At 59.0% G+C, this 26,402-nt stretch carries 26 protein-coding genes; 12 read left to right on the forward strand and 14 right to left on the reverse strand.

Features of this window, described 5'->3' with window-relative positions; all coding sequences use genetic code 11:
• Positions 1-118: 118 nt before the first annotated feature.
• Positions 119-1,171, reverse strand: a complete 1,053-nt coding sequence (locus tag PL599_RS10965) for a LacI family transcriptional regulator (RefSeq protein ID WP_269823920.1) — start codon at positions 1,169-1,171, stop codon at positions 119-121.
• 489 nt (positions 1,172-1,660) lie between these two features.
• Between PL599_RS10965 and PL599_RS10970 the strand changes: the two genes are divergently transcribed.
• The 3 genes from PL599_RS10970 to PL599_RS10980 all read left to right on the forward strand — a co-directional run bounded on the left by PL599_RS10970 (position 1,661) and on the right by PL599_RS10980 (position 5,811).
• The gene (locus PL599_RS10970; protein WP_269823919.1) at positions 1,661-4,159 is read left to right on the forward strand and encodes a beta-mannosidase; all 2,499 of its coding nucleotides are present in this window, start codon (positions 1,661-1,663) and stop codon (positions 4,157-4,159) included.
• A gap of 103 nt (positions 4,160-4,262) precedes the next feature.
• Entirely contained in the window at positions 4,263-5,294 is a 1,032-nt protein-coding gene (gene mgrA, locus PL599_RS10975; protein WP_269823918.1) for an L-glyceraldehyde 3-phosphate reductase, read from the forward strand.
• Between the two features lie 190 nt (positions 5,295-5,484).
• Positions 5,485-5,811: an RcnB family protein gene (locus PL599_RS10980; RefSeq protein ID WP_077982272.1), complete on the forward strand. Its 327-nt coding sequence runs from the start codon at positions 5,485-5,487 to the stop codon at positions 5,809-5,811.
• 67 nt (positions 5,812-5,878) lie between these two features.
• Here the strand turns inward: PL599_RS10980 and gndA are convergent, their stop codons facing one another.
• From gndA to ccoG, 5 genes are all read right to left on the reverse strand, one after another.
• Positions 5,879-7,309, reverse strand: a complete 1,431-nt coding sequence (gene gndA / locus PL599_RS10985) for an NADP-dependent phosphogluconate dehydrogenase (protein ID WP_271359058.1) — start codon at positions 7,307-7,309, stop codon at positions 5,879-5,881.
• Positions 7,310-7,473: 164 nt separating this feature from the next.
• Positions 7,474-7,632 carry a cbb3-type cytochrome oxidase assembly protein CcoS gene (gene ccoS / locus PL599_RS10990; protein WP_077982270.1) on the reverse strand — a complete coding sequence of 53 codons (159 nt, stop codon included), beginning with the start codon at positions 7,630-7,632 and terminating at the stop codon, positions 7,474-7,476.
• Positions 7,629-9,920 (reverse strand): cation-translocating P-type ATPase, encoded by a 2,292-nt coding sequence (locus PL599_RS10995; RefSeq protein WP_269823916.1) that lies wholly within the window; start codon positions 9,918-9,920, stop codon positions 7,629-7,631. The genes ccoS and PL599_RS10995 overlap by 4 nt, the downstream gene beginning before the upstream one ends.
• Positions 9,917-10,417, reverse strand: coding sequence for a FixH family protein (locus PL599_RS11000; protein ID WP_269823915.1), 501 nt, complete (start codon positions 10,415-10,417; stop codon positions 9,917-9,919). The genes PL599_RS10995 and PL599_RS11000 overlap by 4 nt, the downstream gene beginning before the upstream one ends.
• Positions 10,414-11,997: a cytochrome c oxidase accessory protein CcoG gene (gene ccoG / locus PL599_RS11005; protein ID WP_269823914.1), complete on the reverse strand. Its 1,584-nt coding sequence runs from the start codon at positions 11,995-11,997 to the stop codon at positions 10,414-10,416. Before ccoG ends, PL599_RS11000 begins: the two co-directional genes overlap by 4 nt.
• A 119-nt stretch (positions 11,998-12,116) precedes the next feature.
• On the opposite strand from ccoG, the gene PL599_RS11010 reads away from it, so the two are divergent.
• Genes PL599_RS11010 through PL599_RS11020 form a run of 3 tightly spaced genes read left to right on the forward strand, consistent with a single transcriptional unit; the run spans position 12,117 to position 13,351 of the window.
• Positions 12,117-12,521: an SRPBCC family protein gene (locus PL599_RS11010; protein ID WP_269823913.1), complete on the forward strand. Its 405-nt coding sequence runs from the start codon at positions 12,117-12,119 to the stop codon at positions 12,519-12,521.
• Between the two features lie 10 nt (positions 12,522-12,531).
• Positions 12,532-12,888, forward strand: coding sequence for a VOC family protein (locus tag PL599_RS11015; RefSeq protein ID WP_269823912.1), 357 nt, complete (start codon positions 12,532-12,534; stop codon positions 12,886-12,888).
• A 16-nt stretch (positions 12,889-12,904) separates the two neighbouring features.
• On the forward strand, positions 12,905-13,351 hold the full coding sequence (locus PL599_RS11020) for a VOC family protein (RefSeq protein ID WP_191218266.1): 447 nt from the start codon (positions 12,905-12,907) through the stop codon (positions 13,349-13,351).
• Between the two features lie 57 nt (positions 13,352-13,408).
• Here PL599_RS11020 and ccoP read toward each other — a convergent pair whose 3' ends face one another.
• From ccoP to cobU, 5 genes are all read right to left on the reverse strand, one after another.
• Complete coding sequence (gene ccoP, locus PL599_RS11025; protein WP_077982264.1) at positions 13,409-14,272, reverse strand: cytochrome-c oxidase, cbb3-type subunit III; 864 nt, start codon at positions 14,270-14,272, stop codon at positions 13,409-13,411.
• Positions 14,273-14,275: 3 nt separating this feature from the next.
• Positions 14,276-14,428: a cbb3-type cytochrome c oxidase subunit 3 gene (locus tag PL599_RS11030; protein WP_142912244.1), complete on the reverse strand. Its 153-nt coding sequence runs from the start codon at positions 14,426-14,428 to the stop codon at positions 14,276-14,278.
• A gap of 13 nt (positions 14,429-14,441) precedes the next feature.
• The gene (gene ccoO, locus PL599_RS11035; RefSeq protein WP_137410403.1) at positions 14,442-15,173 is read right to left on the reverse strand and encodes a cytochrome-c oxidase, cbb3-type subunit II; all 732 of its coding nucleotides are present in this window, start codon (positions 15,171-15,173) and stop codon (positions 14,442-14,444) included.
• Between the two features lie 11 nt (positions 15,174-15,184).
• Positions 15,185-16,807 (reverse strand): cytochrome-c oxidase, cbb3-type subunit I, encoded by a 1,623-nt coding sequence (gene ccoN, locus PL599_RS11040; RefSeq protein ID WP_142912245.1) that lies wholly within the window; start codon positions 16,805-16,807, stop codon positions 15,185-15,187.
• 237 nt (positions 16,808-17,044) lie between these two features.
• The gene (gene cobU, locus PL599_RS11045) at positions 17,045-17,566 is read right to left on the reverse strand and encodes a bifunctional adenosylcobinamide kinase/adenosylcobinamide-phosphate guanylyltransferase (protein ID WP_269823911.1); all 522 of its coding nucleotides are present in this window, start codon (positions 17,564-17,566) and stop codon (positions 17,045-17,047) included.
• Positions 17,567-18,069: 503 nt separating this feature from the next.
• Between cobU and PL599_RS11050 the strand changes: the two genes are divergently transcribed.
• Positions 18,070-18,762, forward strand: coding sequence for a DUF599 domain-containing protein (locus PL599_RS11050; protein ID WP_137411010.1), 693 nt, complete (start codon positions 18,070-18,072; stop codon positions 18,760-18,762).
• A 65-nt stretch (positions 18,763-18,827) separates the two neighbouring features.
• Positions 18,828-19,793, forward strand: coding sequence for a heparan-alpha-glucosaminide N-acetyltransferase (locus tag PL599_RS11055; RefSeq protein WP_077982259.1), 966 nt, complete (start codon positions 18,828-18,830; stop codon positions 19,791-19,793).
• Between the two features lie 286 nt (positions 19,794-20,079).
• On the opposite strand, the gene PL599_RS11060 is transcribed toward PL599_RS11055, so the two are convergent.
• Together PL599_RS11060 and mgtE are read right to left on the reverse strand one after the other, a co-directional pair.
• The gene (locus PL599_RS11060) at positions 20,080-20,466 is read right to left on the reverse strand and encodes a MerR family transcriptional regulator (protein WP_003524989.1); all 387 of its coding nucleotides are present in this window, start codon (positions 20,464-20,466) and stop codon (positions 20,080-20,082) included.
• Between the two features lie 72 nt (positions 20,467-20,538).
• Positions 20,539-21,966: a magnesium transporter gene (gene mgtE, locus PL599_RS11065; RefSeq protein ID WP_269823910.1), complete on the reverse strand. Its 1,428-nt coding sequence runs from the start codon at positions 21,964-21,966 to the stop codon at positions 20,539-20,541.
• Between the two features lie 391 nt (positions 21,967-22,357).
• Between mgtE and PL599_RS11070 the strand changes: the two genes are divergently transcribed.
• The 3 genes from PL599_RS11070 to PL599_RS11080 are packed head-to-tail and all read left to right on the forward strand — an operon-like array spanning position 22,358 to position 25,472.
• A complete protein-coding gene (locus PL599_RS11070; RefSeq protein WP_269823909.1) occupies positions 22,358-24,658 on the forward strand; it encodes an FdhF/YdeP family oxidoreductase in 2,301 nt (766 codons plus the stop codon).
• The gene (locus PL599_RS11075) at positions 24,658-24,960 is read left to right on the forward strand and encodes a hypothetical protein (protein WP_137410407.1); all 303 of its coding nucleotides are present in this window, start codon (positions 24,658-24,660) and stop codon (positions 24,958-24,960) included. Before PL599_RS11070 ends, PL599_RS11075 begins: the two co-directional genes overlap by 1 nt.
• Positions 24,961-24,977: 17 nt before the next feature.
• Entirely contained in the window at positions 24,978-25,472 is a 495-nt protein-coding gene (locus PL599_RS11080; RefSeq protein ID WP_269823908.1) for a peptide deformylase, read from the forward strand.
• A 3-nt stretch (positions 25,473-25,475) separates the two neighbouring features.
• Here the strand turns inward: PL599_RS11080 and PL599_RS11085 are convergent, their stop codons facing one another.
• On the reverse strand, positions 25,476-25,904 hold the full coding sequence (locus tag PL599_RS11085) for an OsmC family protein (protein ID WP_269823907.1): 429 nt from the start codon (positions 25,902-25,904) through the stop codon (positions 25,476-25,478).
• A 122-nt stretch (positions 25,905-26,026) separates the two neighbouring features.
• On the opposite strand from PL599_RS11085, the gene PL599_RS11090 reads away from it, so the two are divergent.
• Positions 26,027-26,194 carry a Thivi_2564 family membrane protein gene (locus PL599_RS11090; RefSeq protein WP_003502827.1) on the forward strand — a complete coding sequence of 56 codons (168 nt, stop codon included), beginning with the start codon at positions 26,027-26,029 and terminating at the stop codon, positions 26,192-26,194.
• Positions 26,195-26,402: the final 208 nt, after the last annotated feature.

Genomic DNA, 26,402 nt, shown 5'->3' on the forward strand with positions numbered 1-26,402 from the left:
GGAAGAACGCATATTTCAAAACAGTTACTTGCGATTGAAATATAAAGTACCGCATAAGGAAACGAGGCGCGACAATCGCTGGGTAGGCACGTCGCGCCATCAATCGCAAAGCAGCTCGTTACGGCTTCGGCGCCATCGAAGACCAGACAGGACTGCTGATGCCCTGCAGGGTTTCCGGCGGCGCGCCGTTGATGCGCGCCAGAAGGGCCTTTGCAAGCTCCCTGCCTGCCAGCTTGATATCTTCATTGACGGTGTGGATCTGCGGTTTGATCCAGTTCAGGAACTCGGCGGACTGTTTCGAGACGATATCGATATCTTCGCCGATCCTAACACCCGCTGCTTCGAAACCCGCCACCAGCGCGATGGTGCTGCTGCCGCTGATCGAAACGATGCCGTCGGGACGGTCATCGGATTGCATTAACCGCTGGCCGAAATCGCGGATTTTTTCAAGCGGTGTTTCGATGGTGATGGCGTCCAGCGGAAATTCGCTAAGGCCGAAATCCCTGATCGCCCGGTTGAACCCCTTGCGGGCGTGATCGTGGAACGAAAACCGCGATGGCGGCACGATGACGGCGATCCTTTTGCGTCCGCATTGCGCCAGCCGCTCGACGGCTTCATAGGCATAGGCCTCATTATCGAAATCGTGAAAAGCATGGTCGATCCCCATATCGGACCGCCCATGGGTGACGAAGGGCATGTTGCGCTCGGTCATGAAACGAACGCGCGGATCGTTGGGCTCGATTTTCGAAATAATGACCCCATCCGCCGAACCGGTATCGAGAATATAGCGGATCGGCACCATCGAATCCTTGGCATGGATGTGGGGCGTCACAACCAGATGATATTGTGTCGTGGAAAGAACCTCGGTGATGCCGAATACCATCTGGCTGGTAAAACCCATCAGTTCTTCATCGACGCTCAGCACAAGGGCAATCACATTGGTCTTGCCGGTGCGAAGGCGCACCCCGGCGCGGTTTGGCTGGTAACCGATCTGCCGGGCGATCAGCCGCACGCGCTCCTTGGTCTCGGCGCCGATATCGGGCGCATCCTTCAGCGCGCGCGAGACTGTGGTGATGCCAAGACCCGTCATATAGGCGATGGTCTTCAGGGTCGGACGCTCGCCCGTCGTCGCGGGTGCTTCGCCTCCGCCGGATTTACCAGTATCGTTCATGTCATTTCGCCACACTTTACCGAACGATAATCATAGATAGCTTTTGCGCCGTTGCAAAGGCAAAGGTCTCGGCCACAGAGCGGGCCTTTTCTGCATATCCGCCGATCCGGCTATAACGATATAGATCGAGAAAATATCTCCCTGCCGTCAGCCACTCCTCAAGGTCTGAAAATTGTGGATATTGACGGAAAAACATCCTAATTATTTAAATTAAATAAATAGAATAAATTACTGATATAAATTGATAAAACAACAAAATCATCACTCACCAGAACTTCTGCATCCCACTCAATAAACGCCCGGTATTTATCTGGCATCCACAGGACATTCAAAGGAATGACGGGAGGATTGTTTTACGATAACGTTGCCGGAGGGAGGAAATCGCAAGGCCGCATAAACGTATCACGGCCGCTTTGCGTCGATCCATTCTCCCCATATTCTGACACAAGCCTGCATCATAATGCCGGCCGTCTTCGTTGAATTCATATTATGCAGGGTCCGATCATGATTTCTTCCTCCACGCCCGAAACCGTCATCGATCTGTCCGGGCTTTGGCACTTGGCCTCAGTGGAAGGAGACTATGCCATCGAGATTTCCATTCCGGGCGATATTCACTCCGCGCTCAAAAATGCCGCCATCATTCCAGACCCCTATCACGGCGCCAACGAGAAGGCCGTGCAATGGGTCGCGCAGCGAGACTGGATCCTTGAGCGCACTTTCATTCTCGATGAGGCGGACGCCAGCTGGTATCTCGATATCGATTACCTCGACACGGTCGCCATCGTCTTCGTCAACGACGTCCCGGTCCTGAGCGCCGACAATTGTTTTCGCCGTTACCGCCCGGATGTTTCGCGGGCTGTGCGGCCGGGTGAAAACACCATCCGGATTCATTTCCATTCCAATATCGCTGCCGGTGCGGACCGGCAGGCGCGGCAGCCTTTTTATATTCCCTATCACCCCGGCAATTCACCCATTGCCAATGGCAACATGCTGCGCAAGCCGCAATGCCATTTCGGCTGGGACTGGAACATCGCCATCGCCCCGCTTGGCCTCTACGGCAAAATCCTGCTGAAGCGGCTCGATACAGCCCGTATCGAACATGTCCTCACCTCGCAGCATCATGTCGAAGGCGGCGTCGAGCTGCATGTGGCCATCACGCTCTTTGCCGAAGGACCGGCAAGCCTGCCGGTCTATCTGTCGCTGGGGCATGAAAGGCTGCGGCTGGATTGCGGCGTCGGCGCTGGCGAAACGGTGGTGCGCCACGTCTTCTTCGTGGAAAATCCAGACCTCTGGTGGCCGGCCGGCAGTGGCGAGCAGACGCTCTACAAACTCACGGTCGAACTGCCTGACGAAACCGTCACCCGCCAGATCGGGTTTCGAACCATCGAGCTTCTGACCGACAAGGATGAGGCCGGCAGCCGCTTCGCTTTCCGCATCAACGGACGGGAAATCTTCTGCCGCGGCGCCAACTGGATTCCCGCCGATGCGCTTTATTCGCTGACCAGCCCGGAAAAGACCGAAGATCTCCTCTGCTCCGCGGTCGAGGCCAATATGAACATGATACGTGTCTGGGGCGGCGGCTTTTATGAGGAAGACTGGTTCTATGATCTCTGCGACCGCCTCGGCCTTCTGGTCTGGCAGGACTTCATGTTCGCTTGCAATCTCTATCCCTGCACCGATGACTTCCTCGACAATGTCGAACACGAGGTCGATTATCAGGTCAAACGCCTCTTCTCGCATCCGTCCATCGCACTCTGGTGCGGTGATAACGAACTGGTGGGCGCGCTGACCTGGTTCAATGAATCCCGCAACAATCGCGACCGTTATCTCGTGGCTTACGACCGCCTGAACCGCACTATCGAAAAAGCCCTGAAAAAAGCCGCTCCCGAAGCGCTTTGGTGGCCGTCAAGCCCCGCCTCCGGTTATCTCGATTATGGCGATGCCTGGCACGCGGATGGCTCCGGCGACATGCATTATTGGTCCGTCTGGCACGAGAACAAGTCGTTCGACAATTACCGCTCGGTCAAGCCGCGCTTCTGCTCCGAATTCGGTTTCCAATCCTATACGTCCATGCCTGTCATCCGCACCTATGCGGAAGAGAAGGACATGAACATCGCCTCCCCGGTCATCGAACTGCACCAGAAGAATGTCGGCGGCAATGAGCGGATTGCGGGCACCATGTTCCGCTACTTCCGCTTCCCCAAGGATTTCAAGAATTTCGTTTATCTCAGTCAGGTGCAGCAGGCGCTGGCCATACGCACGGCTGTCGATTACTGGCGCTCGCTCAAGCCCCATTGCATGGGCACGCTTTATTGGCAGCTCAACGACACCTGGCCGGTCGCTTCATGGTCGAGCCTCGATTATGGCGGCGGCTGGAAGGCGCTGCACTATGCCGCCCGCCGTTTCTTCCAGCCGGTCACGGTCTCGGCCATCCCTTCAGAAGATGGACGCCGGGTGAAATTCTCCATGGTCAACGACACGGCGGAGGATGTGGAAATTGACATGAACATCGTTGCGCTGACCATGGACGGCAACCGCGTGCCGCTGAAATCCGCCAACGGCACATGCGCGACGGATAAGGCCGCGACGCTGACAGACATCGACATGGACAGCCTGCCGGATGGCGCTATCCTTGCGTGGAGCTTCATCGCGTCCAACGGCATGACCGGCGAAGGCCATCATGTGCGCGATAGCTACAAGGCGCTGGATCTTCAGCCCGCCGGGTTGGATCTCTCCGTCAGCCCGCTGAAAAACGGCCAGTTTGAAATCGATGTCACCGCCGCCGGTCTCGCCCTCTTCGTCATGTTGGAGGCGGACCAGCCGGGTCGATATTCGGACAATCTGTTCGATCTTTCGGCCGGCGAAACGCGCCGCATCATCTTCACCCCGAAGGCGGGCGGCCCCCAGCCGCATTTCCGCATCTTCGATCTTCACACCTGCCAATCCTCGCCCAATCCCGACATTGAAACGATGCGGAGAAAGGCATAACCATCCCTCTCGGGAATGACAGGTGCACGTGCGCCTGTCGTCGACAGTTCAAAGGGTTGCCGGGTTCTGCGGCAACCAGTCATCAGCAAATGGAGGAATACCCATGGTTTGGCAACCGGCCGAAAACCGATACACATCCATGAAATACAATCATTGTGGCAAGACCGGCCTGAAACTGCCGGCGATTTCGCTGGGGCTCTGGCACAATTTCGGTAATGACACGCCGCACCAGACCAAACAGGCCATTTGCCGCCGCGCCTTCGATCTCGGCATTACCCATTTCGATCTCGCCAACAATTACGGCCCGCCGCCCGGCAGCGCCGAAACCGCCTTCGGCGAAATTCTGAAGACGGATTTCAGAGGTTATCGCGACGAGATGATCATCTCCTCCAAGGCCGGTTACAACATGTGGCCAGGTCCCTATGGCGAATGGGGCAGCCGCAAATATGTAATCGCCTCCTGCGACCAGAGCCTGAAGCGCATGGGGCTGGATTACGTCGATATTTTCTATTCCCACCGTTTCGACCCCAATACACCGCTTGAGGAGACCTGCGGCGCGCTGGACCAGATCGTGCGTTCGGGCAAGGCGCTTTATGTCGGCATCTCGTCCTACAATTCGAAGCGTACCCGCGAGGCCGCCGCGATCCTGAAGGATCTCGGCACACCCTGCATCATCCATCAGCCGAGCTATTCGATGATCAATCGCTGGATCGAAGAAGATGGTCTCGTCGACACGTTGGAAGAACTGGGCATCGGCTCCATCGTCTTCTCGCCGTTGGCGCAGGGCATGTTGACGACGAAATATCTCGGCGGCGTGCCTGATGGCAGCCGTGCATCGCAGAGCAAGTCGCTGAACCCGGCGTTCCTCAATGAGCGCAATGTCGAAAACATCCGCGCGCTGAACAGCATTGCCGAACGCCGCGGCCAGACGCTGGCGCAGATGGCAATTGCCTGGGTGCTGCGCGGTGGTCGCATCACGTCTGCGCTGATTGGCGCAAGCCGTGTCGAACAGGTCGAGGATTGCGTGAAGGCGCTCGACAACGCCGATTTCTCCGCCGACGAGCTTGCGGAAATCGACCGCTACGCCAAGGACGCGGATATCAACCTCTGGGCAAAATCCGCCGAACGGGCCTGATATATGAAGCAAGGCCGTCCGGCGGATACCGGGCGGCCTCACTCCAAGAGCCGGATTGCAATCTGCAACCGAAGAATTAATGTCCGCACCTAACCGTTAATAACCATTACATAAATGTAATTTTAAATTCAGTTTCCGTTCATTCGTTTATTCGTAAGTTCTCCTCATCGAAACACGAGAGGAAACGTCCATGAAAAAGTTCGTCACCATTCTTCTGGCAGCCACCGTTCTTGCAGCCCCGATGGCTCAGGCCCAGAGCCGCCACGACGACCGCCATCGCGGCGTTACCGTCGAGCGTCAGGTCACCACCAAGAAAGTCATCGTCAAGAAGCACCGCTGGGATCGCGGCCAGCGCCTCTCGGCCCGTGAGCGCCGCAACATGGTGGACCGCCGTGACTACCGCCGCTATCGCCTTGCCGAACCGCGCCGCGACCAGCGCTGGGTGCGCGTCGACAACCAGTTCCTGCTCATCAACGCCGTCAGCGGCCTCATCGTCGGTCTCGCCGCCGCCCGCTAATCGAGGCATAGATGAAATGAAAAAGGCCCGCTCGCGCGGGCCTTTTGTCGTTTGTCGTTTCAGCCTATCAGAAGCTATCCGCGCCGCTGCCCCAAGGGCCGTGCGGTTTGTCCACACCGTCGGTGCGTTCGAAGCCGTGGGCGCCGAAGAAGTCGCGCTGCGCCTGGATGAGGTTGGCGCTGCCGCGACCGCGGCGATAGGCATCGAAATAGCCGAGTGCCGAAGCCAGCGCCGAAACAGGCAGGCCGGAGAGCACGGCATAGGAAACCACACGACGCAGCGGCGCGTCGGTATCCTTGACGATGGCGGAGAAGGCCGGCGTCACGATGAGGTTGGCCACATGCGGATCCTTGGTGAAGGCCGAAGTGATCTCATCGAGGAATTCCGAGCGGATGATGCAGCCGGCGCGCCAGATGCGGGCAATCGTCGGCATCGGCAGGTTCCAGTTGAACTCCTTCGACGCGGCCGACATGATGGCGAAGCCCTGCGCATAGGCACCGACCTTGGCGGCCAGAAGCGCGCTTTCCAGATCGGCGATAAACGCCTTTTTGTCGGCGGGTGCAGCTGCAAGCGGCGGCAGGCCGAAGATCTTCTCGGCAGCTTCACGCTCGTCCTTCTGCGACGACAGGATACGGGCAGCCACAGCCGCCTCGATAGCTGTTGCGGCGACGCCCATGTTCTGGGCCTCGATCACCGACCACTTGCCGGTGCCCTTCTGGCCGGCCTTGTCGAGGATCAGATCGACCATCGGCTTGCCGGTGATCGGATCGGCGGCGCGCAGGACCTTCTCGGTGATCTCGATCAGGTAGGAATTCAGGCGCCCCTTGTTCCATTCAGCGAACACGTCGGCGATCTCAACCGCGCTCATGCCAAGGCCATCACGCAGGATGCCGTAGATTTCAGCAATCATCTGCATGTCGGCATATTCGATGCCGTTATGGATCGTCTTGACGAAATGACCGGCACCGTCATTGCCGAGCCATGCCACGCACGGATCGTCATTATATTTGGCGGAAATGGAGGTCAGAACCTTTTCGACGCGCTTCCAGCTATCCTCGGTGCCGCCAACCATGATCGACGGTCCGTGACGAGCACCCTCTTCACCGCCGGAAACGCCCATGCCGATAAAGGTCAGGCCGCTATCCTTGAGATTGTCGAAACGGCGGATCGTATCGCGGAAATTCGCATTGCCGGCGTCGATCATGATGTCGCCGTTCGAGAGATGCGGCTTCAGGATTTCCATCTGCTGGTCAACCGGATCGCCGGCCTTGATCATGATGATGATTGGGCGCGGAGGACGAATGGCGGCGACGAATTCCTCGATGGTTTCGCAGGGGATCAACTGTCCCTGCAACTCACCCGCCTCGGCGTAGAATTTTTTCGTCGCTTCAGGGGTTCGGTTGAATACGGCAATCTTGTTGCCCTTTTCCGCGATGTTCAACGCCAGGTTCGAGCCCATGACGCCGAGACCGATCAAACCGATTTCTGCCTGTTCCAAGGGGTGTGCCTCCATCTTGCTTTTTGGTGGTCGTGTTGTGGCACTGTAATAACAAAACGGCAAGGCTGGGGGCGACTGAAACGATTAAATTTTGATGACGCAAGTCAGCTTTGCATATTTGCGACAGGTCGATACAAGTTCAAAACTGACCGTTTGTTTTTCCGTCAAGAGGGCCGTGGCCGGTCATCACCATCATCGATTACCCGCCAGGCGGCCCCGTCCATATCCTCATATTGGCCCGAACGCACCGACCAGAGGAAGGCGAAAAGGCCAAGTGCCCCTAAGAACAGCGCGACGGGAATGAGATAGATCAGCATGTTCATGCCAGTTGCGCCCCCTCGCCCGCAAATCCTGTTTTTACATCGCTCCGGGTACGGACAGTTTCAGCCGCACCAGCAAGGCGCAACGCATTGGCAACAACAACCAACGAAGACGTCGACATGGCAATGGCCGCAATCATCGGCGTCGCATAACCGGCAATCGCAATCGGCACGGCGACGACGTTATAGCCGATGGCAAGCGCAAAGTTTTGCCGGACCAGCCTTCCTGCCCGCTGCGATGTCTCGATTGCGAAAGGCACGGCATCGAGATTCTCCTGCATGAACACGAAATCGGCGGCCTGCCGGCCAATATCGGCGGCGGTGGCGGGCGCCATGGACACATGCGCAGCGGCAAGCGCCGGAGCGTCGTTGATACCGTCTCCCACCATCAGCACTCTGCGCCCCTCGCCGGCAAGCGCGGCACAGCGCGCCGCCTTGTCCTTCGGTGACAGGTCCGCGCGCCAGTTGCCGATCCCCAGCCGCTGCGCCATGGCGCTGACGGCTGCTGCCCGGTCACCCGAGACGATCTCCCGCGCAAGGCCCCACCCAGACAGGCTGCGCAATGCCGCCACCGCACCTGCGCGTGGCTTGTCCTCAAAGCCGAAGCTCGCCAGATGCCGGCCATCGAGAGAAAGCACCACTTCCGACCGCGCATCGCCATTGTCGACCCGCGCCTCATCCGGGCAAGCGAAACGGCGATTGCCGAGCCGGTAAGTGCCGCCTTCCGTCTCGGCCTCGACGCCCGACCCCGGAATTTCCCGCACCGTCTCATAGGCCGGCAAGGCACCGCTATAGGCAGCATGCAGAGCCTTCGACAACGGATGCCGCGAATGGGCGGCAAGGCCGGCGGCAATCGCCATGATGGCCGGCTTTACATCGCCGGTCTCGACCAGTTTCGGCTTGCCAACAGTCAGGGTTCCGGTCTTGTCAAACAGCACGGTATCAATTTCAGCAAGCCGCTCCATGGCCGAACCTTCCTTGACCATGATCCCGTGCCGGAACAGCCTTCCTGCGGCCACCACCTGCACGACGGGAACGGCAAGGCCGAGCGCGCAGGGGCAGGTGATGATGAGAACCGCAATGGCGATCAGCATCGCCTGTTTCCAGTCGCCGCCGAAAATGCCCCAGCCGAGAAACGTCACCAGCGCCAGAAGATGCACGACGGGCGAATAATAGCTTGCGGCACGGTCAGCGATACGCCGGTAACGCGCCCGCCCGCCTTCCGCTGCCTCCATCAGCCCGATCACTTCCGACAGGAAGGAATCCTTTGCAGACGCAGTCACCCGGGCGACAAGCGAACCGGTGAGATTGAGCGTGCCGGCCTGCAGGCTGTCGCCTGCCGCAACGCGGCGCGGCGCGCTTTCACCATTGACGATGGACATGTCGAGATCGCTGCTGCCGGAGACCACCACGGCATCCACCGCTACCCGGTCACCCGCCGCAATCGCAATCGACATTCCGGGTTCGATATCCGCAAGCGACCGGTAGTCCCGCACCCCGTCCGCGTCGATGACGGTAGCGCCGCGCGGCGAAAGGCGGGCCAATCCGGCAATCGCCGAGCGCGCCTTGTCGCGCATGACATGATCAAGCGTGCGACCGATCAGCAGGAAGAACAGCAGCGATACCGTCGCGTCGAACCACGCGTGTTCGCCGTGATGGATCGTCTCCCACAGCGAAACGGCGTAGGAAAGCGTGATGGCGAGCGCGATCGGCACATCCATATTGGTGCGGCCGTGTTTCAGCGCATTCCAGGCCGATCGATAGAAGAAACGCCCGCCGTAGATCAGCGCCGGCGCGGCGATCATCGCCGAAATCCAGTGGAACATGTCACGCGTCGCCGCATCCGCGCCCGACCAGACGGATACCGACAGAAGCATGATGTTGGCGGACGCAAAGCCGCAGAGCGCCACCGCCCTGATAAGCTGCGAGCGCAACGCGTCTGAAGCATCCTGCCCGCTCGCGAAAAGATGTGTCCTGTATCCGGTTGAAAGGATCGCGCGGGCAAGATCGGCGGGATCGGTCTTGACGCCATCGACCTCTTCCTTCCAGACGACCGCCACCCGTTTCGACGACAGGTTCACCCGCGCCTGCTCCACTTGCGGCACACGGCGAAGCGCAGTCTCGATGGTGGTGATGCAGGCGCCGCAATAAACATCCGGCACGCTGAGATCGGTCTGGCGAAGCCCCTGCCCCAGATCGCGGCTCGCTAACAGCAATTCCTCCGACGATGGCGGATTGACCGGTTCGCCGAGTTGCAGCGACCCTTCCGTTCCCGGTGCGCAGCAGCTCATTTGCGCCCCCTGATGACAGCTATCCGCGTGCCCTCATGCACGATGATCCGGCCATCCTTGACGGCTGTCACTTCGACGATCCATTGGCCGGACAGCATGTCATGCGCAGCAGTGAAGACACCTGTCGAAACCGGGGCCAGCTCCATGTCGAAATTCTGGCTCTCACCCACGGGCCGGCGGAAATGCGCCGTCACCGTATCCGTGTCGACAGGCCCGGCATCCGGATGGAAAACTTCGTAACGCACCGTCTTTTCATCCACCGCCAGCCTGCCCTTGATGCCGGTTGCAGCCCTTGCCTTGGCGGCCTCCGCCTTGGCGTTGAACTGCTGGCTGGCCACATAGGTATTGGGCACCACAAGCCCGCTCCAGCTATGGATCGCGTTCCAGGCCATGATCATGTTGACGGTAATGATGGTGCCAAAGAACAGCACCATCACGCCGAGCATGTGCCAGCCTGTAAATGTGAAACCGGAGGCGCGTTGATTGGTCACCGTCATTTTTTCACTCCCGGAGCATTGAAGACCGCATCGTAACGGGCCGTTTCGTGGCCGGCCGTATCGCTGACGATGAATTCGAAATTTTCAGCTACCCGCGCAACATCCTCGCCCGGCAGGGTGACGAAGACCTTCAGCGTCGTCGCTTCATCCGGCTCCACGGTCACCTCGAAAGCCCGGGCAGCCGTATCGGCCATGCCGTTTATCTTCATCACCGCATTCGGAAGGCCGTCCATCGTCAGGCTCATTATGCGCGGCTGTGGCACCATGTTGAGGATTCGGACCGTGTAACCGTTGCGGATGGACCCGTTCGATTCCAGCACATATTGCGGGTTGCGGTCGTGCAGCACGTTGAGCGCCAGCCTCTCGCGCGTCACCAGCGCAAACAACATGCCGATGCCCACAGCAGCCCAGATGGCCGTATAAAGCAGCGTGCGCGGCCGCAAGATGATGCGCCAGTTGAAGTGGCGCACGCGTTTGCTGAAACTGCCGTCCTCCTCGCGCACATTCGCGGGGCGAATCGGGTGCTGACCATTGCCGGTCGCCAGCGCCATGTTGGATTGGTATTCGGAAAGCGTCGCATAGGCGATCAGCCCGCGCGGCTTGCCGATCTTGTCCATCACCCCGTCACAGGCATCGATACAGAGAGCGCAGGTGATGCATTCCAGCTGCTGCCCGTCCCTGATGTCGATGCCCATGGGACAGACCGCAACGCAGGCATTGCAATCGACGCAATCGCCGATGCTCTCCCCTGCCGCCGCAGCCTTTTTAGCGTGCCGCGAGCGCGGTTCACCCCGCCAGTCATTATAAGTGACGACAAGCGAATTCTCGTCCAGCATCGCTGCCTGAATGCGCGGCCAGGGGCACATATAGGTGCAGACCTGTTCCCGCATCAGCCCGCCGAAGACATAGGTCGTGGCGGTGAGGATCGCGACGGTGGTGTAAGCGATCATGGGTGCTTCGCCGGTCAGGAACTCTCTCGCCAGCGTCGGCGCATCGGCAAAATAGAAGATCCAGGCTCCACCTGTCAGAACACCGATGACCAGCCAGACCGCATGTTTCAACACCCGCTTGTGTAACTTGCCAAACGTGAAGGGCGCCGCATCCAGTTTCATGCGAGCGTTCCTGTCGCCCTCTATCGCCCGCTCGACCACCAGAAACAGATCGACCCAGACGGTCTGTGGACAGGTGTAACCGCACCATGCGCGCCCAACGGCGGAGGTGACGAGAAACAGCCCCAGCCCTGCCATGACCAGCAGGCCGGCAACGAAAAAGAACTCCTGCGGCCAGATTTCGATGAAGAAGAAATAAAAGCGCCGGTTGGCGATATCGATCAACACCGCCTGATCTGGCGCATAGGGGCCACGGTCCCAGCGCAGGAATGGCGTCAGATAATAAATGCCGAGCGTGATCAGCATTACCAGCCATTTGAACCGCCGGAACCGTCCCTCGGCGCGCTTGGGAAAAATCTTCTTGCGGGCTTCGTAGAGCGGTTTGCGCGTTTTTGCGGAATTGACGGCTTCCGCCTCCAGCCTTTCGACGGGCTGTTGCGGGCTGTCCTGTCCGGCGCGATAGATGTTCATGAGAGGAGTCCATTTTTATCTCCTTGCTTTCTCCCATCTCCCCGGTGAAACATCCTTGACTTGCATCAAGTGACGACAAAGTGGCGCAGTCCCGGGAAAGCGCCGTCAGGGAGGATGAAATGCCTGTCATGCAGTCGAGAATCATTCATCTATCCATCGAAAAACCGTGGGCAGAGGTCTACGACTTCGCCTCCGACCCTCAGAATATGCCTCGCTGGGCCGCGGGCCTTGCGGGCGGTCTTAAAGCCGATGGCCAAGACTGGATCGCCGAGGGCGGGCCGCTGGGTGAGGTGCGCGTCAATTTTGCGCCCGCAAACGAATTGGGCGTCATCGACCACCTCGTGACATTGCCGGATGGTATCAAAGTTTATAACGCGCTACGGGTGACGCCGAATGGCGACGGTACGGAGGTGAGTTTCACCCTGCTTCGCCTTCAGGGCATGACGGACGAGGATTTCGATCAGGATGCAAGAGCGGTCACGGCCGATCTCGAAACGCTGAAGGCGCTGCTCGAAAAGGATTGATGGAGGAAAGATGATCACGAATACAAACGACCGACGCATCGACTATGTCGAATTCAACGTCGCCGATATCGAGCGCAGCAAGGAATTTTACGGCGGCGCGTTCGGTTGGACTTTCAAGGATTACGGTCCGCAATATTGCGAATTCTCCGACGGCCGCCTGACGGGCGGCTTCACCACCACCGCGCCGGTTTCTTCCACGGGCGGACCGCTCGTCATTCTCTACGCCGCCGATATCGAGGATGCGCAACGGCGTATCGAGGCCGCCGGCGGCCAGATCAGCGTCGCGATCTTCGCCTTTCCCGGCGGCCGGCGTTTCCATTTCACCGATCCGGATGGATACGAACTGGCCGTCTGGTCGAAAAACTGATCGGCAGGAACCCGCAATGACTTTGACAACGCCGCCTTTTTCGTTGGTCGGTATCGATCATATCGTCTTCATCGTCGACGATATGGCGCGGGCGCTCGATTTCTACCGGAACGTGCTGGGGTGCACTGATGGTTACTCTTATCCTGCTCTCGGCATGGAACAGGTCTGGTGCGGAAATGCCTTGATCGTGCTGTGGGATGTCACACATCCCGGTGGCACAAAGGCTGCTCCGCCCGTCGCCGGAGGACGGAATGTCGATCACATCTGCATAGCGACCGGTCCCCTGAACCATGATGCGCTTCGCGCACATCTGGTGAAATTTAACGTTACGATAGAACAGGAAGCCTTTCACGGCGGCGCGAGAGGAATGGGACATTCGTTCTATTTCCGTGATCCATTCGGCAACAAGATCGAGTTGAAGGGACCAGCCGAATATCCGGATGGACGGGCGGACAACGCCTGATCTGCCCATGATAAAAAGGGCGCCTCCCCGGCGCCCCCTCTCCACATTCTGCTCACCTCATTCACCCCCACCAAGCGAATGCACGAAGATGGCAAGCTGCTTGACGGTCGTATCACCGAGACGCTCTCCCCAGGCAGGCATCACCCCATGTTTCGGTGACCGTATCTGTGCAGCGATACCTTCTTCGCCGTGGGCCTTCAGCCAGATAGCATCGGCAAGATTGGGTGCTCCGAACTCGCGGTTGCCCTTGGCATCCTCACCGTGGCAAGAAGCGCAATTATCCGCAAAAACCTGTTTGCCAGGTTCCACCAGCGCCGGATTGGAAGGCGTTCCCGTCAGACTGACGACATAGGCGGCAACCTCGCGGATTTCGTCAGACTTCAGAATGTCGACGAAGGCCGGCATTTCCGAAGCACGCGTATCAGCATCGTCGGCAAAACGAATGCCGTGCTTCACCGTTGTATAGATGTCCTCGACGCTGCCGCCCCACATCCAGTCGTCATCGTTGAGGTTGGGATAACCCTGCCCGCCTTCCGCGCCCGAACCGTGACACTGAATGCAATTGACCTTGAAAGCGGCCGCGCCGCCGGAAAGGGCAAATTGACTCAGGGCCGGGTCGGTCTGAATTTCGGCAAGCGACGCATTGGCGATTTTGTCGACAAAGACGCTCTGCAACTGTTTTGCATCGGCAATATCGGCGGCAATATCGCCGCGGCTGTTCCAGCCGAGCAACCCTTGCGTCGCCCCGTTGATCAGCGGCCATGCCGGATAGGCGATGGTATAGCCGATGGCCCACAGTATCGTGAGATAGAAGGTCCAGACCCACCAGCGCGGCATTGGGTTGTTCAGCTCGCGGATACCGTCCCATTCATGGCCAGTGGTTTCGACGCCGCTGATTTTATCGATGTGTTTTTCGGACATATCCTAGTCCTCCTTGAGCGGAATGCTGGCGGCATCGTCCGCGGCTTTTCTCGAGCCTGGGCGAAGGGTGAAAACAACGACGCTGGCAAAGAACAGGGTCATGGCAAGCAGACCCCAGCTATCGGCGAAGTGGCGCATGGCCGTGTAGGTTTCCATGGCTCACACCTCCTCACCGGTATCCGGCGGCATCGTCATAGGTCGAGAAATCGACCAGCGTGCCGAGCATTTGCAGATAGGCCACAAGCGCATCCATTTCGGTGAGCTTGGCCGGATCGCCGTCGAAATCGCCGACCTTGGCCTTCGGGTAACGCGCTAGCAGCTCGCTGGTATCGGCATTCGGATCAGCCTGCGCCTTCATGTCAGCGCTCGCCTTTTCGATCATCTCGTCGCTATAGGGTACGCCGACGGCGCGGTTGGCCTTCAGCTCCATGGAAACCTCGGTGACCTTCAGCGTCGTGGTCTTCAGGAAAGCATAGGAGGGCATGATCGATTCCGGCACGACCGAACGCGGATCGGCCAGATGCTGCACGTGCCACTCGTTCGAATAACGATCGCCGACACGCGCAAGATCCGGCCCCGTGCGCTTGGAACCCCACTGGAACGGATGGTCATACATGGATTCCGCTGCCAGGCTGTAATGCCCGTAACGCTCCACCTCGTCGCGGAACGGCCGGATCATCTGGCTGTGGCAGACATAACATCCCTCGCGGATGTAGATGTTGCGCCCGGCCAGTTCCAGCGGCGTGTAGGGCCGCATGCCTTCCACCTTCTCGATGGTGTTTTCGAGATAAAAGAGCGGTGCGATTTCCACGATACCGCCGATGGAGACGACCAGCAAAGAACCGACCAGAAGCAGCGTGGCGTTGCGTTCGACGACGGCGTGTTTGTCAAGAATGGACATCGGAGCCCTCCTTATTCAGCAGGCTGCAGCGAGGGCACCGCGCCTTCGCTGGCGCCCTCCTCGCGTTGATGACCGAGGATGGTCATTGTGACGTTGTAGGCCATGATCAGCGCGCCGCTGAGGAACATCAGGCCGCCCAATGCACGCATCACGTAATAGGGGAACAGCGCCGCGACCGATTCCGCGAAGGAATAGACGAGGAAGCCCTGGGTATCGTATTCGCGCCACATCAGCGCCTGCTGGATGCCGGCCACCCACATGACGGCCGCGTAGATGACGATGCCGATCGTGGCGAGCCAGAAGTGCCAGTTGACGAGTTGCAGGCTATAGAGACGCTCCCTGCCCCAGAGTTTCGGCGTCAGGTAATAGATCGCGCCGAAGGTGATCATGCCGTTCCAGCCGAGAGCACCCGAATGCACATGGCCGATGGTCCAGTCGGTATAGTGGCTGAGCGAGTTGACGGCCTTGATCGACATCATCGGACCTTCGAAGGTCGCCATGCCGTAAAAGGCCACCGCCATCACCATCATGCGCACGATGGGGTCTGTACGGATCTTGTCCCAGGCGCCCGAAAGCGTCATCAGACCGTTGATCATGCCGCCCCAGGACGGCATCCACAGCATGATCGAGAACACCATGCCGAGCGTCTGCGCCCAGTCCGGCAGCGCCGTATAGTGCAGATGGTGCGGGCCGGCCCAGATATACATGAAGATCAGCGCCCAGAAGTGGATGATCGACAGGCGGTAGGAATAGACCGGGCGGTTCACCTGCTTGGGAATGAAATAATACATCATTCCGAGGAAGCCGGCCGTCAGGAAGAAGCCGACAGCGTTATGGCCGTACCACCATTGCGTCAGCGCGTCCTGCACGCCCGAAAAAGCCGAATAGCTCTTGACGCCAAGGAACGAGACGGGAATGGCGAGATTGTTGACGATATGCAGCATGGCGATGGTGACGATGAAACTGAGGTAGAACCAGTTGGCCACATAGATATGCGGCTCCTTGCGCGTGAGGATCGTACCGAGGAACACCAGCAGATAGGCGACCCAGACAATGGTCAGCCAGATATCCACATACCATTCCGGTTCCGCATATTCGCGGCCCTGCGTAATCCCGAGCAGATAGCCGGTGGCCGCCATGACGATGAAGAGGTTGTAGCCCCAGAACACGAACCAGCCGAGATTGCCGCCGAACAGCCGCGCGCGACAGGTTCTCTGCACCACGTAAAAGGAGGTGGCGATCAGCGCATTTCCCCCGAAAGCGAAGATAACCGCCGATGTGTGCAGCGGCCGCATCCGGCCGAAATTGAAATAGGGCGCGATGTTGAGATCGGGAAAGGCGAGCTGAAGCGCCACGACAACGCCAACCAGAAAGCCGACGACACCCCAGAACACAGTGGCGATGACGCCGTATTTCACCACCTCGTCGAAATATTCCGACTTCAAGTGAGCACGCGTGGCAGAACCGACAGGCGCGAAGGAGACACGGCGCAGCAAAAGCACCGTGCTGACCAGAAGCGTAAAGAACAGTACCCACATATGGGCTGCGAAAAGACTGTCATGGGCAAAGGCTGCCCCAAGCAACGCGAGAAAGGCGCCGAGCGCCACGATCGCGGTTTCTAACGTGTAATTCATTGTTGGTTTCCCCCAACGTGCAAGCCGACCGACGAAAGGCACGGCACGCGCCCAAGAGAGCGGAAACGTGCCTATGCGTCGGTTGGAGCATTGCCACCGGCGGGAGAGCGCCACCTTGATCCAGGTCAAGAAAGCAAAGCTGTCGCAGCCCCGGCAAAACGGGACGCGGCTTTACGAGAGAAATTTGTACAAGAGCAAAATGCGCAGCGATGCCGGCCCCGCTTGCGCGCGTACCCTTCAGCCCTTCATCTTCAGGGGCAGGCCGGCGGCGACGAAATAGACCTCTCCGGCAATGGCGGCGATTCGCTGATGCAGGCGGCCGGCGTGATCGCGAAATTCCCGCGCCATGCGGTTTTCCGGCACGATGCCGAGACCGACTTCGTTGGAGACGAGAATCAGCTTAGCTCGAGCCGATGCAATCGCCGTCTCGAGCGCCGCAAAAGCAGCCTCGATATCGGCGTTCTCCATCATCAGATTGGTGAGCCACAGGGTGAGGCAATCGATGAGAACGACATTTTCCGGCGCGCCGAGCTGGTCCAGCACGGCGGCAATATCGACGGGCGCTTCATGCGTTGTCCATTCGCCGCCGCGCCGCGCCTGATGATGGACGATGCGGTCGCGCATCTCGTCATCCCATGCCCGGCCAGTGGCCAGATAATGCAGGCTTCCACCCGACTTGCCCGCAAGCTCCTCCGCAAAACGGGACTTGCCTGAGCGCGCGCCGCCAAGAATGAAAACGGAGCGGTTTTTATCTGTCATCTGAAACCTGAAGGAAGAGAATGAAACGGACCGGCATCTTCGCCGTGTCGCAAGCCAGGGGCAGACAGACAGGAAGGGAACGATTCGTAGAAAAAGGCGTTCCCCGGTTGCTCATGCCGGACTGCCGCTGATACCGGGCCGGAGAAAACAAGACCTGCCTGCAGGATGCGGGGCATATCAGCCTTGGCTGCTCCGGATACCGGAAACACCGGTCCAGATAAAAGGCTAGGTGCGAACGGCCATTCTGTCAATCGGCCCTCGCCGCAGGCAAAAAAACGGGCGGAACCGGGACGCAAAACCTTAACCCGGAACCGGCAGACACATCGTCCGCGACTGGATTGATAAAGCGACTTGGTTACCGGAACGTTAGCGAAAAACCGAATGATGAAACCGCAACGCCCAAGGAGAATATGGAGTGACGGCAGCCGCCGCCATTGCCTTGCCATGGCCTTCAAATCAATATGCTTTCGAAGATTCGCAAACAGCAAGGTGGCCTGCCCGTGATGACCGTGATGGACTATATCTCGATCGTGGTTTTCATCCTGCTATGGGCCGTCTATACCCATGTCACGACGGGCACGAGGCTGTTTTCGAGAGCCAGCCTCAACCAGGCCATGGCCGAGCGCCGCCGCGAGTGGATCATGAATTCGCTGAAGCGCGACCTGAAGATGATCGACACGCAGATTATGGCCGGCCTGCAGAACGGCACCGCCTTTTTCGCCTCCACCTCCATCTTCGCCATCGGCGGATGTTTCGCCCTGCTGGGCGCCACAGAACAAGTCGAATCGGTGTTCCGCGACATGCCGTTCGTGCAGTATGCCGGGCGCACGGCCTTCGAGCTGAAGGTCATCGGGCTGACCTGTCTTTTCGGTTATTCCTTCTTCAAGTTCGGCTGGTCCTACCGCCTGTTCAACTATTGCACCATCCTGTTCGGCGCCATTCCCATGGTCCACGATGTCGGCGCCGATCGCAGGGCGGCCGAGCGGGCAGCCGAAAACGTCATAAAGATGAACATCATCGCTGCTAAGAACTTCAATGACGGCCTGCGGACCATCTTTCTGTCAATCGGTTATCTCGGCTGGTTCATCAGCCCCTATGTCTTCATCGCCAGCACGGTCATCATCATCGTGGCGTTGTTACGCCGCCAGTTCTTTTCCGAAGCACGGCGCGCCATTATGGAAGAAAACAGGCCTTGAAATAGCCGCACTTCAGGGGCCAAGCCGAGCGTGATACCGCCCCCCGAAAGCCGAAAACGGAAACCATGAACACGAACGCAGCCGCAAACGAAAACCGCCGCAAAGGCCGCATAGGCGGTCTCGACACCCTGCGCGGGCTGGCCCTCATCGCCATGGCGTCCTACCACTTCACATGGAATCTGGAATATTTCGGCTATCTGGAACCCGGCACGGCAACCACCGGCCTGTGGAAACTCTATGCGCGCGGCATCGCCAGCTCGTTCCTGTTTCTGGCCGGTTTCAGCCTGTTTCTCGCCCATGGTAAGGGCGTCAACTGGCCGTCTTTCGGCAAACGTTTTGCGATGGTGGCCGGCTCGGCACTGCTCATTACCATCGCCACCTATTTCGCCTTTCCTGACAGCTTCATCTTCTTTGGCATATTGCACAATATCGCCGCGGCAAGCCTTGTCGGGTTGCTGTTCGTGCGAGCCCCCGCGGCCGTGACGTTGCTTTTTGCCGTGATCGCCTTCACCCTGCCTCACTATCTGCAGTCCGAACTGTTCAACGCAAAATGGTTGGCCTGGATTGGTTTTTCCACCACGCCGCCCCGTTCGAACGACTATGTGCCGCTTCTGCCCTGGCTTGCGCCCTTCCTTGCCGGGCTTGCGGTGTCGCAATTCGTCACGCCGCGCGACTGGCTCGACCGCTTTCGAAGCCCGAGTTCGCCTCGCAACCTGATCGCAGGCGCCGGCCGCCACAGCCTGGCATTCTACCTCATCCACCAGCCGGTGCTTATCGGCCTCGTCTATACCCTGTCGCTCATAGCCCCACCCTCGCCTGTCGATCAGGTCGAGCTTTACAAATCGAGCTGTGAAAAGAGCTGTGTCGAGCAGGCCAACGGGCTGGAACTGTGCCAGCGTTTCTGCGGCTGCACACTGGAGAAGCTGCAGGCGGAAAACCTGTTCGACACGATGATGGAAGGCAAGCTCAACGCCGATCAGCAGACGAAGGTCAGTGAGGTGGCGCAACAGTGCACGGTTGAGGCACAGTAGGGAGACGTCAGGGCTTGCCGCTTGTTTCTTCTCCCCGAGGGGGAGAAGGTGGCCCGAAGGGTCGGATGAGGGGGCAACGTTGCCGAATATCTCTACCCTAGCCCCCTCATCCCGCTGCCGCGACCTTCTCCCCGGCGGGGAGAAGGCGACAAGCGGCACATACTCGCTCCAACGCGGCCCATCACCACTCTGGCGATCGTCCCCCAAAGGAATGCGGTAAAGATAGAAGGCTTAAGGCCTGTTTTCGGCATTAAATCACTGACGAATCAAGCAGCACGAGCTGCTTTCATGTCCCAACGCCGATTTCGGCAAGCCGCGTCAGACAGGCTTCTTCGACATTGTCGAGTTCCGCCAGCGTCTCTTCGATGTCCTTGCGTTTTTGCCGAAGCTCGGCGCGCTTTTCATCGACCTTCTTCATCAGAAGCACCAATTGGCCCGATTCGCCCGGCGGTTCCTTGTAGACGTGAATGATCTCGCGAATTTCGGAGATCGTGAAACCGATACGGCGGCCGCGCAGGATTTCCTGAATGAGGCGGCGGTCTGCAGCCCTGAAAAGCCGTGTGCGCCCGCGACGTTCAGGGTGAATCAGTCCCTCGTCCTCGTAAAACCTCAAGGTGCGGGTGGAAACACCGAATTCGCGTGTCAGTTCGGTTATGCTATAATACTTGTCCAAGGGCCTATCCGATTCATCACCGGAAGATATTATTTGACCTTCACGTAAAAGTCAATTTTCGCCCGTCTGGCCCTATCCGGAAATACCGTACCACCAGGTCGCGATCCCCAGAAAGGCGAAGAAGCCGACAATATCGGTGACCGCCGTCACGAAAACTGCCGACGAGACCGCCGGGTCCGCGCCGAACTTGTCGAGCACCAGCGGAATGAGAATGCCCGCCAGCGCCGCCGCCAGCATGTTGAGGCACATGGCCGTGGCGATGATGCCGCCGATATGGATATCCTGAAACCAGACACCGGCAACGATGCCGATGGCGCAGCCGAACAGCATGCCATTCAGAATACCCACGCCCGCCTCGCGCCGGATGATGCGCGCAGCGTTGTGAATATCGAGGCTTTTGGTGGCGAGCGCCCGCACCGACACCGTCATGGTCTGCGATCCGGCATTGCCGCCCATACCGGCCACCGCCGGCATAAGGATCGCCAGCGCGACGATCTGCTGGATCGTTGCATCGAACAGGCTGATGACAGAGGCGGAGAGAAAGGCGGTGATAAGGTTAACCGCAAGCCAGGGCACGCGCGAACGGGACGTGCTGGCAATCGAGTCCGACAGCTCTTCGTCACCGACACCGCCAAGGCGCAGCAAATCCTCCTCGGCCTCTTCCTGAATGACGTCCACTACGTCATCGATGGTCAGCACGCCCACCAGTCGGCCGTTATCATCGACCACAGCGGCGGAGAGAAGGTCATATTGCTCGAAAAGCTGCGCGGCCTCTTCCTGGTCCATCTCCGCCGGGATGGAGTGGTTGGTCTCGTGCATGATCGTTTCGATCTTCACCTGACGTTTGGCGCGCAGAACCCTGTCGAGATCGAGCGCGCCGACCAGCTTGAAGGTGGGATCGATGACAAAAATCTGCGAGAAGGATTCCGGCAGCTCCTCCTCCTCGCGCAGGTAGTCGATGGTCTGCCCCACGGTCCAGAACGGCGGCACGGCGACGAATTCCGTCTGCATGCGGCGACCGGCCGAACTTTCTGGATAATCCAGCGCCCGCATCAGCCGCACGCGTTCAGTGAACGGCAGTTGCGAGAGAATATCCTCGCGGTCTTCGTCGTCGAGGTCCTCGAGAATATAGACGGCGTCGTCCGAATCCAGCTCGCCAATGCCGGCGGCAATCTGTTCATTCGACATCTGGTCAACGATATCGAGACGGATGCCCTCATCCACCTCGGTCAGCGCCGTCATGTCGAAATCGGAACCGAGAAGCCGCACCAGCGCATGGCGCTGTTCCGGCAGGATGGATTCCAGCAAGTCACCAAGTTCCGATTCGTGCAGCCGCGCCACATTCTTGCGCAGGAAAAGCAGATCGCGGTCAGCGATCGCCGCACCCACCATCGTCAGAAAATCGGAGCGTACCGAACCGTCTTCGGCGTAGATATCGGAGGGCGCTTCCGTCGGCTTCATGTCCTCGGGCGCGACAGGATCGTCGTCACGGTCTGTCATCTGGCGTCCCCTTGTATTCAAATATGGCAGTGCACGGATGCGCAGGCAGAATGGCGTTAAAAGGTATATTGTCAACAACCGGGTAGCAGCAAATACGCAAGCTCTCCGGCCGCGGCAAAAAATCCATTCGACATTCCTCTTCCTATTGGCCGGCAGGGTCTCAGCCAGCGGCCATAAGCATGTTTAGCCAATCTGCGCGGCTTGTTTTACGACAACGTCCACCCCCTTTACGCCGTTCCCGTTTTAAATGTCGAATGGGCGAACAAAGGTTTTGCCGCAATGCACAATTAAGACATTGACAGGCGGTGCGGATCAGCGCTTTTGAAGATGCTTTTGACAAACGGCAAGCCGTCGGGCGCGCGCAAGAAGACACATCCCGGGAATCACAATCATGAGCAAGACGGATTTCATAGGCAAGGCATCCTCCGCCGCAGGTGGCTGGGGCGCACTCAAAAGCGTCGGCAAACGCCTCCTGGAATCCGGCGCCCCGATTTCCGGCGCCCGCACGCTTTTGAAGACCAACCAGCCGGATGGATTCGACTGCCCGGGCTGCGCCTGGGGAGACCCGGAACATGGCTCCTCTTTCGAGTTCTGCGAAAACGGCGTCAAGGCGGTGTCATGGGAAGCAACGGAAGCCCGGGTGCCGCCGGATTTCTTCGCCAGCCGCACCGTATCCGAACTGCGCAGCTGGTCTGATTACGATCTGGAAAAACAGGGCCGCCTCACCCATCCCATGCGTTATGACCGGGCGAGCGACAGATATCTGCCTGTCTCCTGGGACGATGCCTTTGCCGAAATCGGCCGTATCCTCAACAGCCTCGACAGTCCCGACCGGGCTGAGTTCTATACCTCCGGCCGCGCCTCCAACGAGGCGGCCTTCCTCTATCAGTTGATGGTCAGGCTTTACGGTACCAATAATTTCCCCGACTGCTCCAACATGTGTCACGAGGCGAGCGGCGTCGGCCTGAAAGAATCGATCGGCGTCGGCAAGGGCACGGTGCTGCTGGAGGATTTCGAGCAGACGGACGCCATTTTCGTCATCGGGCAAAATCCCGGCACCAACCATCCACGCATGCTTGGCGACTTGCGCCGCGCCGCCCTTCGCGGCGCCCGCATCGCTGTCTTTAATCCCATTCGGGAAAAGGGTCTCGAGCGTTTCGCCGACCCCCAGGACAAGATCGAAATGATCACCGGCAGCAGCACGAAAATCGCCACCAACTATTACCAGCCGCGTCAGGGTGGCGATATGGCGGCCGTGCGCGGCATGAGCAAGGCAGTCTTCGCCGCCGACGATGCAGCAAGGGCGGCGGGCGAGCCCGCCATCATCGACTACGACTTCATCGCCGAACATGCGGCCGAATTCGATGCCTATCGCGCCGCCGTCGATGCAACGAGCTGGGAGAGCATCCTCGACCAGTCCGGCCTCACCCGCGCGGAGATCGAGGAAGCCGCCCGCATCTACATGAACGCCGGTTCCGTCATCGCCACCTGGGCCATGGGTGTCACGCAGCACAGGCATTCGGTCATTATCGTTCGCGAGATCACCAATTTCATGCTGCTGCGTGGCAATATCGGCCGTCCGGGCGCCGGCCTTTGCCCCGTGCGCGGCCATTCCAACGTGCAGGGCGACCGCACCGTCGGCATCGATGAAAAAGCCCCGCCCGCGCTTCTCGATGCGCTGGAAAAGGAACTTGGCGTCCCCATGCCGCGCAAGCCCGGCCACAATACCGTCGAAGCCGTCGCCGCGATGCTGGACGGCAAGGCTCAGACTTTCATCGCGCTCGGCGGCAATTTCATGCGGGCGACGCCCGACAGCCCGCTGATCGTCAAGGCTTTCGAAAAGCAGAAGCTGACCGTCAACATCGCAACCAAGCTCAACCATTCGCACTTGGTGCCGGGCGAAACCTCCTTTGTGCTGCCCTGCCTCGGCCGAACGGAAATCGACCGCAATTCGGCCGGGCGCTCGCAGATCGTCACGGTGGAGGATTCCATGAGCATGGTGCACGGTTCCGGCGGCATCAATCCACCGGCCTCGGATGAGCTGCGTTCGGAAGTGGCCATCGTCGCTGGCATCGCCGAGGCGACGCTTGGCAATGCCCATGTCGACTGGAAGGCGCTTGCCGATGATTACGACCTCATCCGCGACATGATCGAGCGGGTCATTCCCGGTTTCGATAATTTCAACGAGCGCGTACGCGTGCCGCGCGGTTTTCATCTGCGCAACGCAGCAGCCGAACGGGAATGGAACACGCCGGCGAAAAAGGCCACCTTCTATAGCGGTCCGCTACCCGAACAGACCGAACACCAGCAGGCGCTCACGCGCGATGACCTGTTTGTCTTGCAGACCTTCCGCAGCCACGATCAATACAACACCACGATCTACGGCATGGACGACCGTTATCGCGGCGTCTATGGCGAGCGCCACGTCATCTTCATGAACCCGAAGGACATGGAAACGCTCGGCGCCCATTCCCGCCAGCGTGTCGATGTCATCGGCGAATATGGCGACGGCGTGAAACGCATTGCGCGGAATTTCCGGCTGGTGCCCTATAATATCCCGCAGGGCAGCGTCGGCGGTTATTATCCGGAACTGAACGTGCTGGTGCCGCTGTCGAGCTATGGCGAAGACAGTTTCACGCCGACATCGAAATCGGTGCTCGTCTCTGTTCGCCTGCGCACGGACGCCTCCTGATGGACGAGGCGCAGTCCGCCGCCGCGTTCATGGCCGCGGTGGAGCGGGTTCAGGAAAGCTCCTCACGGGCGCTGACAGCCACGGGCGCGGCGATCCTTCTTTCGCTTCGTCTCAACATCGCCGCTGACAGCCGCAGCATCGCCAATCGGCTGGGGCTTGCGCACGCCCTCATTCTGCGCGAAATCACTGCCCTGTCGCCACGTTTCGTGCGGGTGACAAAACGCGATGCCCGCACCCAGCGCAGCTTTCTGGAGGCAACCGAAGAAGGACAGGCCCTCGCGGCGGCGTCCCTGCGGATTTGAAACGAACGGAGCATTCCTTGGCAATCAGGCCGATCCTGCCCTACCCTCATCCCGGTTTGTCCGAAATCTGCGCGCCGGTCACGGCTTTCGACGGGCAATTGCAACAGCTGGTAACGGACCTGATCGACACGATGCGCGCTGCACCCGGCGTCGGCATCACCGCCGCCCACATCGGCATAAAACAGCGGGTTTTCGTGTTGGAACTGACACCGGGAACCGTCCTGACCTACATCAATCCCGAAATAATCAGCCAATCCACGCAGACCATGCGCCATATGGAGGGCAGCGTCTCCATGCCGGGCTTTACCGACGAGGTGGAGCGACCTTGCAGTGTCGAGGTGAGGTTTCAGGACATATCCGGCGGCGAACACCGGCAGACCGCCGAGGGATTTCACGCCGTCTGCATCCAGCACGAGATCGACCAGCTGGATGGCGTTTTCTGGCTGAAGCGCCTCTCGAAGCTCAAGCGCGACCGGCTGGTGAAAAAATGGGAAAAATCCCGGAAGCCTTGATCGTCAGCCGGTAACAGACATCGCGAATTCCGCATCGCCCTTCAGCGTGTTGCTGACAGTGCATATATCCTCGGCAAGATGGGCAATGGCGTTGCGGCTATTCTCATCGAAATCGCCGCTCACCGCGATGCCAATGTCGAAACGGACAATGCTGTACGGCTCCTCGGCGGATTTTTCGCCCGTGACCTCGACAACCACACCATTGAAGCGCTCCAGCAAACCTAGCCGACTGGCGGCGATCCGGGCGCTGACTGCAAGACAGGCGGCGAGTGACGAATACAGTAGATCAATCGGGTTGAATCCAGGCTCTGCAACGCCGGTCACGAGATCCAGTTTACCGCCTGTCACCGTCGAAATGGCGGCGCGACCGAGCCGCCCCACCTCGGCCCTCGCCCCCACGGGACGCAACTTCACCTTCCCACCATCTGCCATTCAGCAAGTCCTAATTTAATCGCGCGCAATCAACTGCATGGAACAAAAATCTATCTGGCGCTTTTTACTCCCACAACGGTGAACGACCGTTGAAGCCTTTATTTTACAGGGAGCTGGGACATATGGTTACATCTACGCTCGTCAGCATTCTGATCACCTTCCTGGTGATTGTGCTCGTCTTGTGGCTTATCGCGCGCCTGCCGGTCGGCGGCGGTGCGAAACAGATTGCGCAGGTGATCGTCATCATCATCGGCATTATTTCGCTGCTGAAATATCTTGCCGTCTTCTGATGTCCAAGCACGGTGCAGACGAAAAAAGGCGGCGAAGGCCGCCCCAGACCGCTGACAAACCCGTCGATATTTTCGGCGGGTTTTTTTCTTTTTCGGGATGATGACGTTTTGTTGTCGTCTTTTGCGGGTGAACGGGAGATAAGATGAGCCTCGTTTCCTCATCCCCAGGCGGGTTTGGGTGCTTTCGTGAGCGCCATCGCTATTTTCT

The organism is Agrobacterium sp. ST15.16.055 (assembly GCF_027956555.1).
In the GTDB taxonomy this organism is placed as follows: Bacteria; Pseudomonadota; Alphaproteobacteria; order Rhizobiales; family Rhizobiaceae; genus Agrobacterium; species Agrobacterium salinitolerans.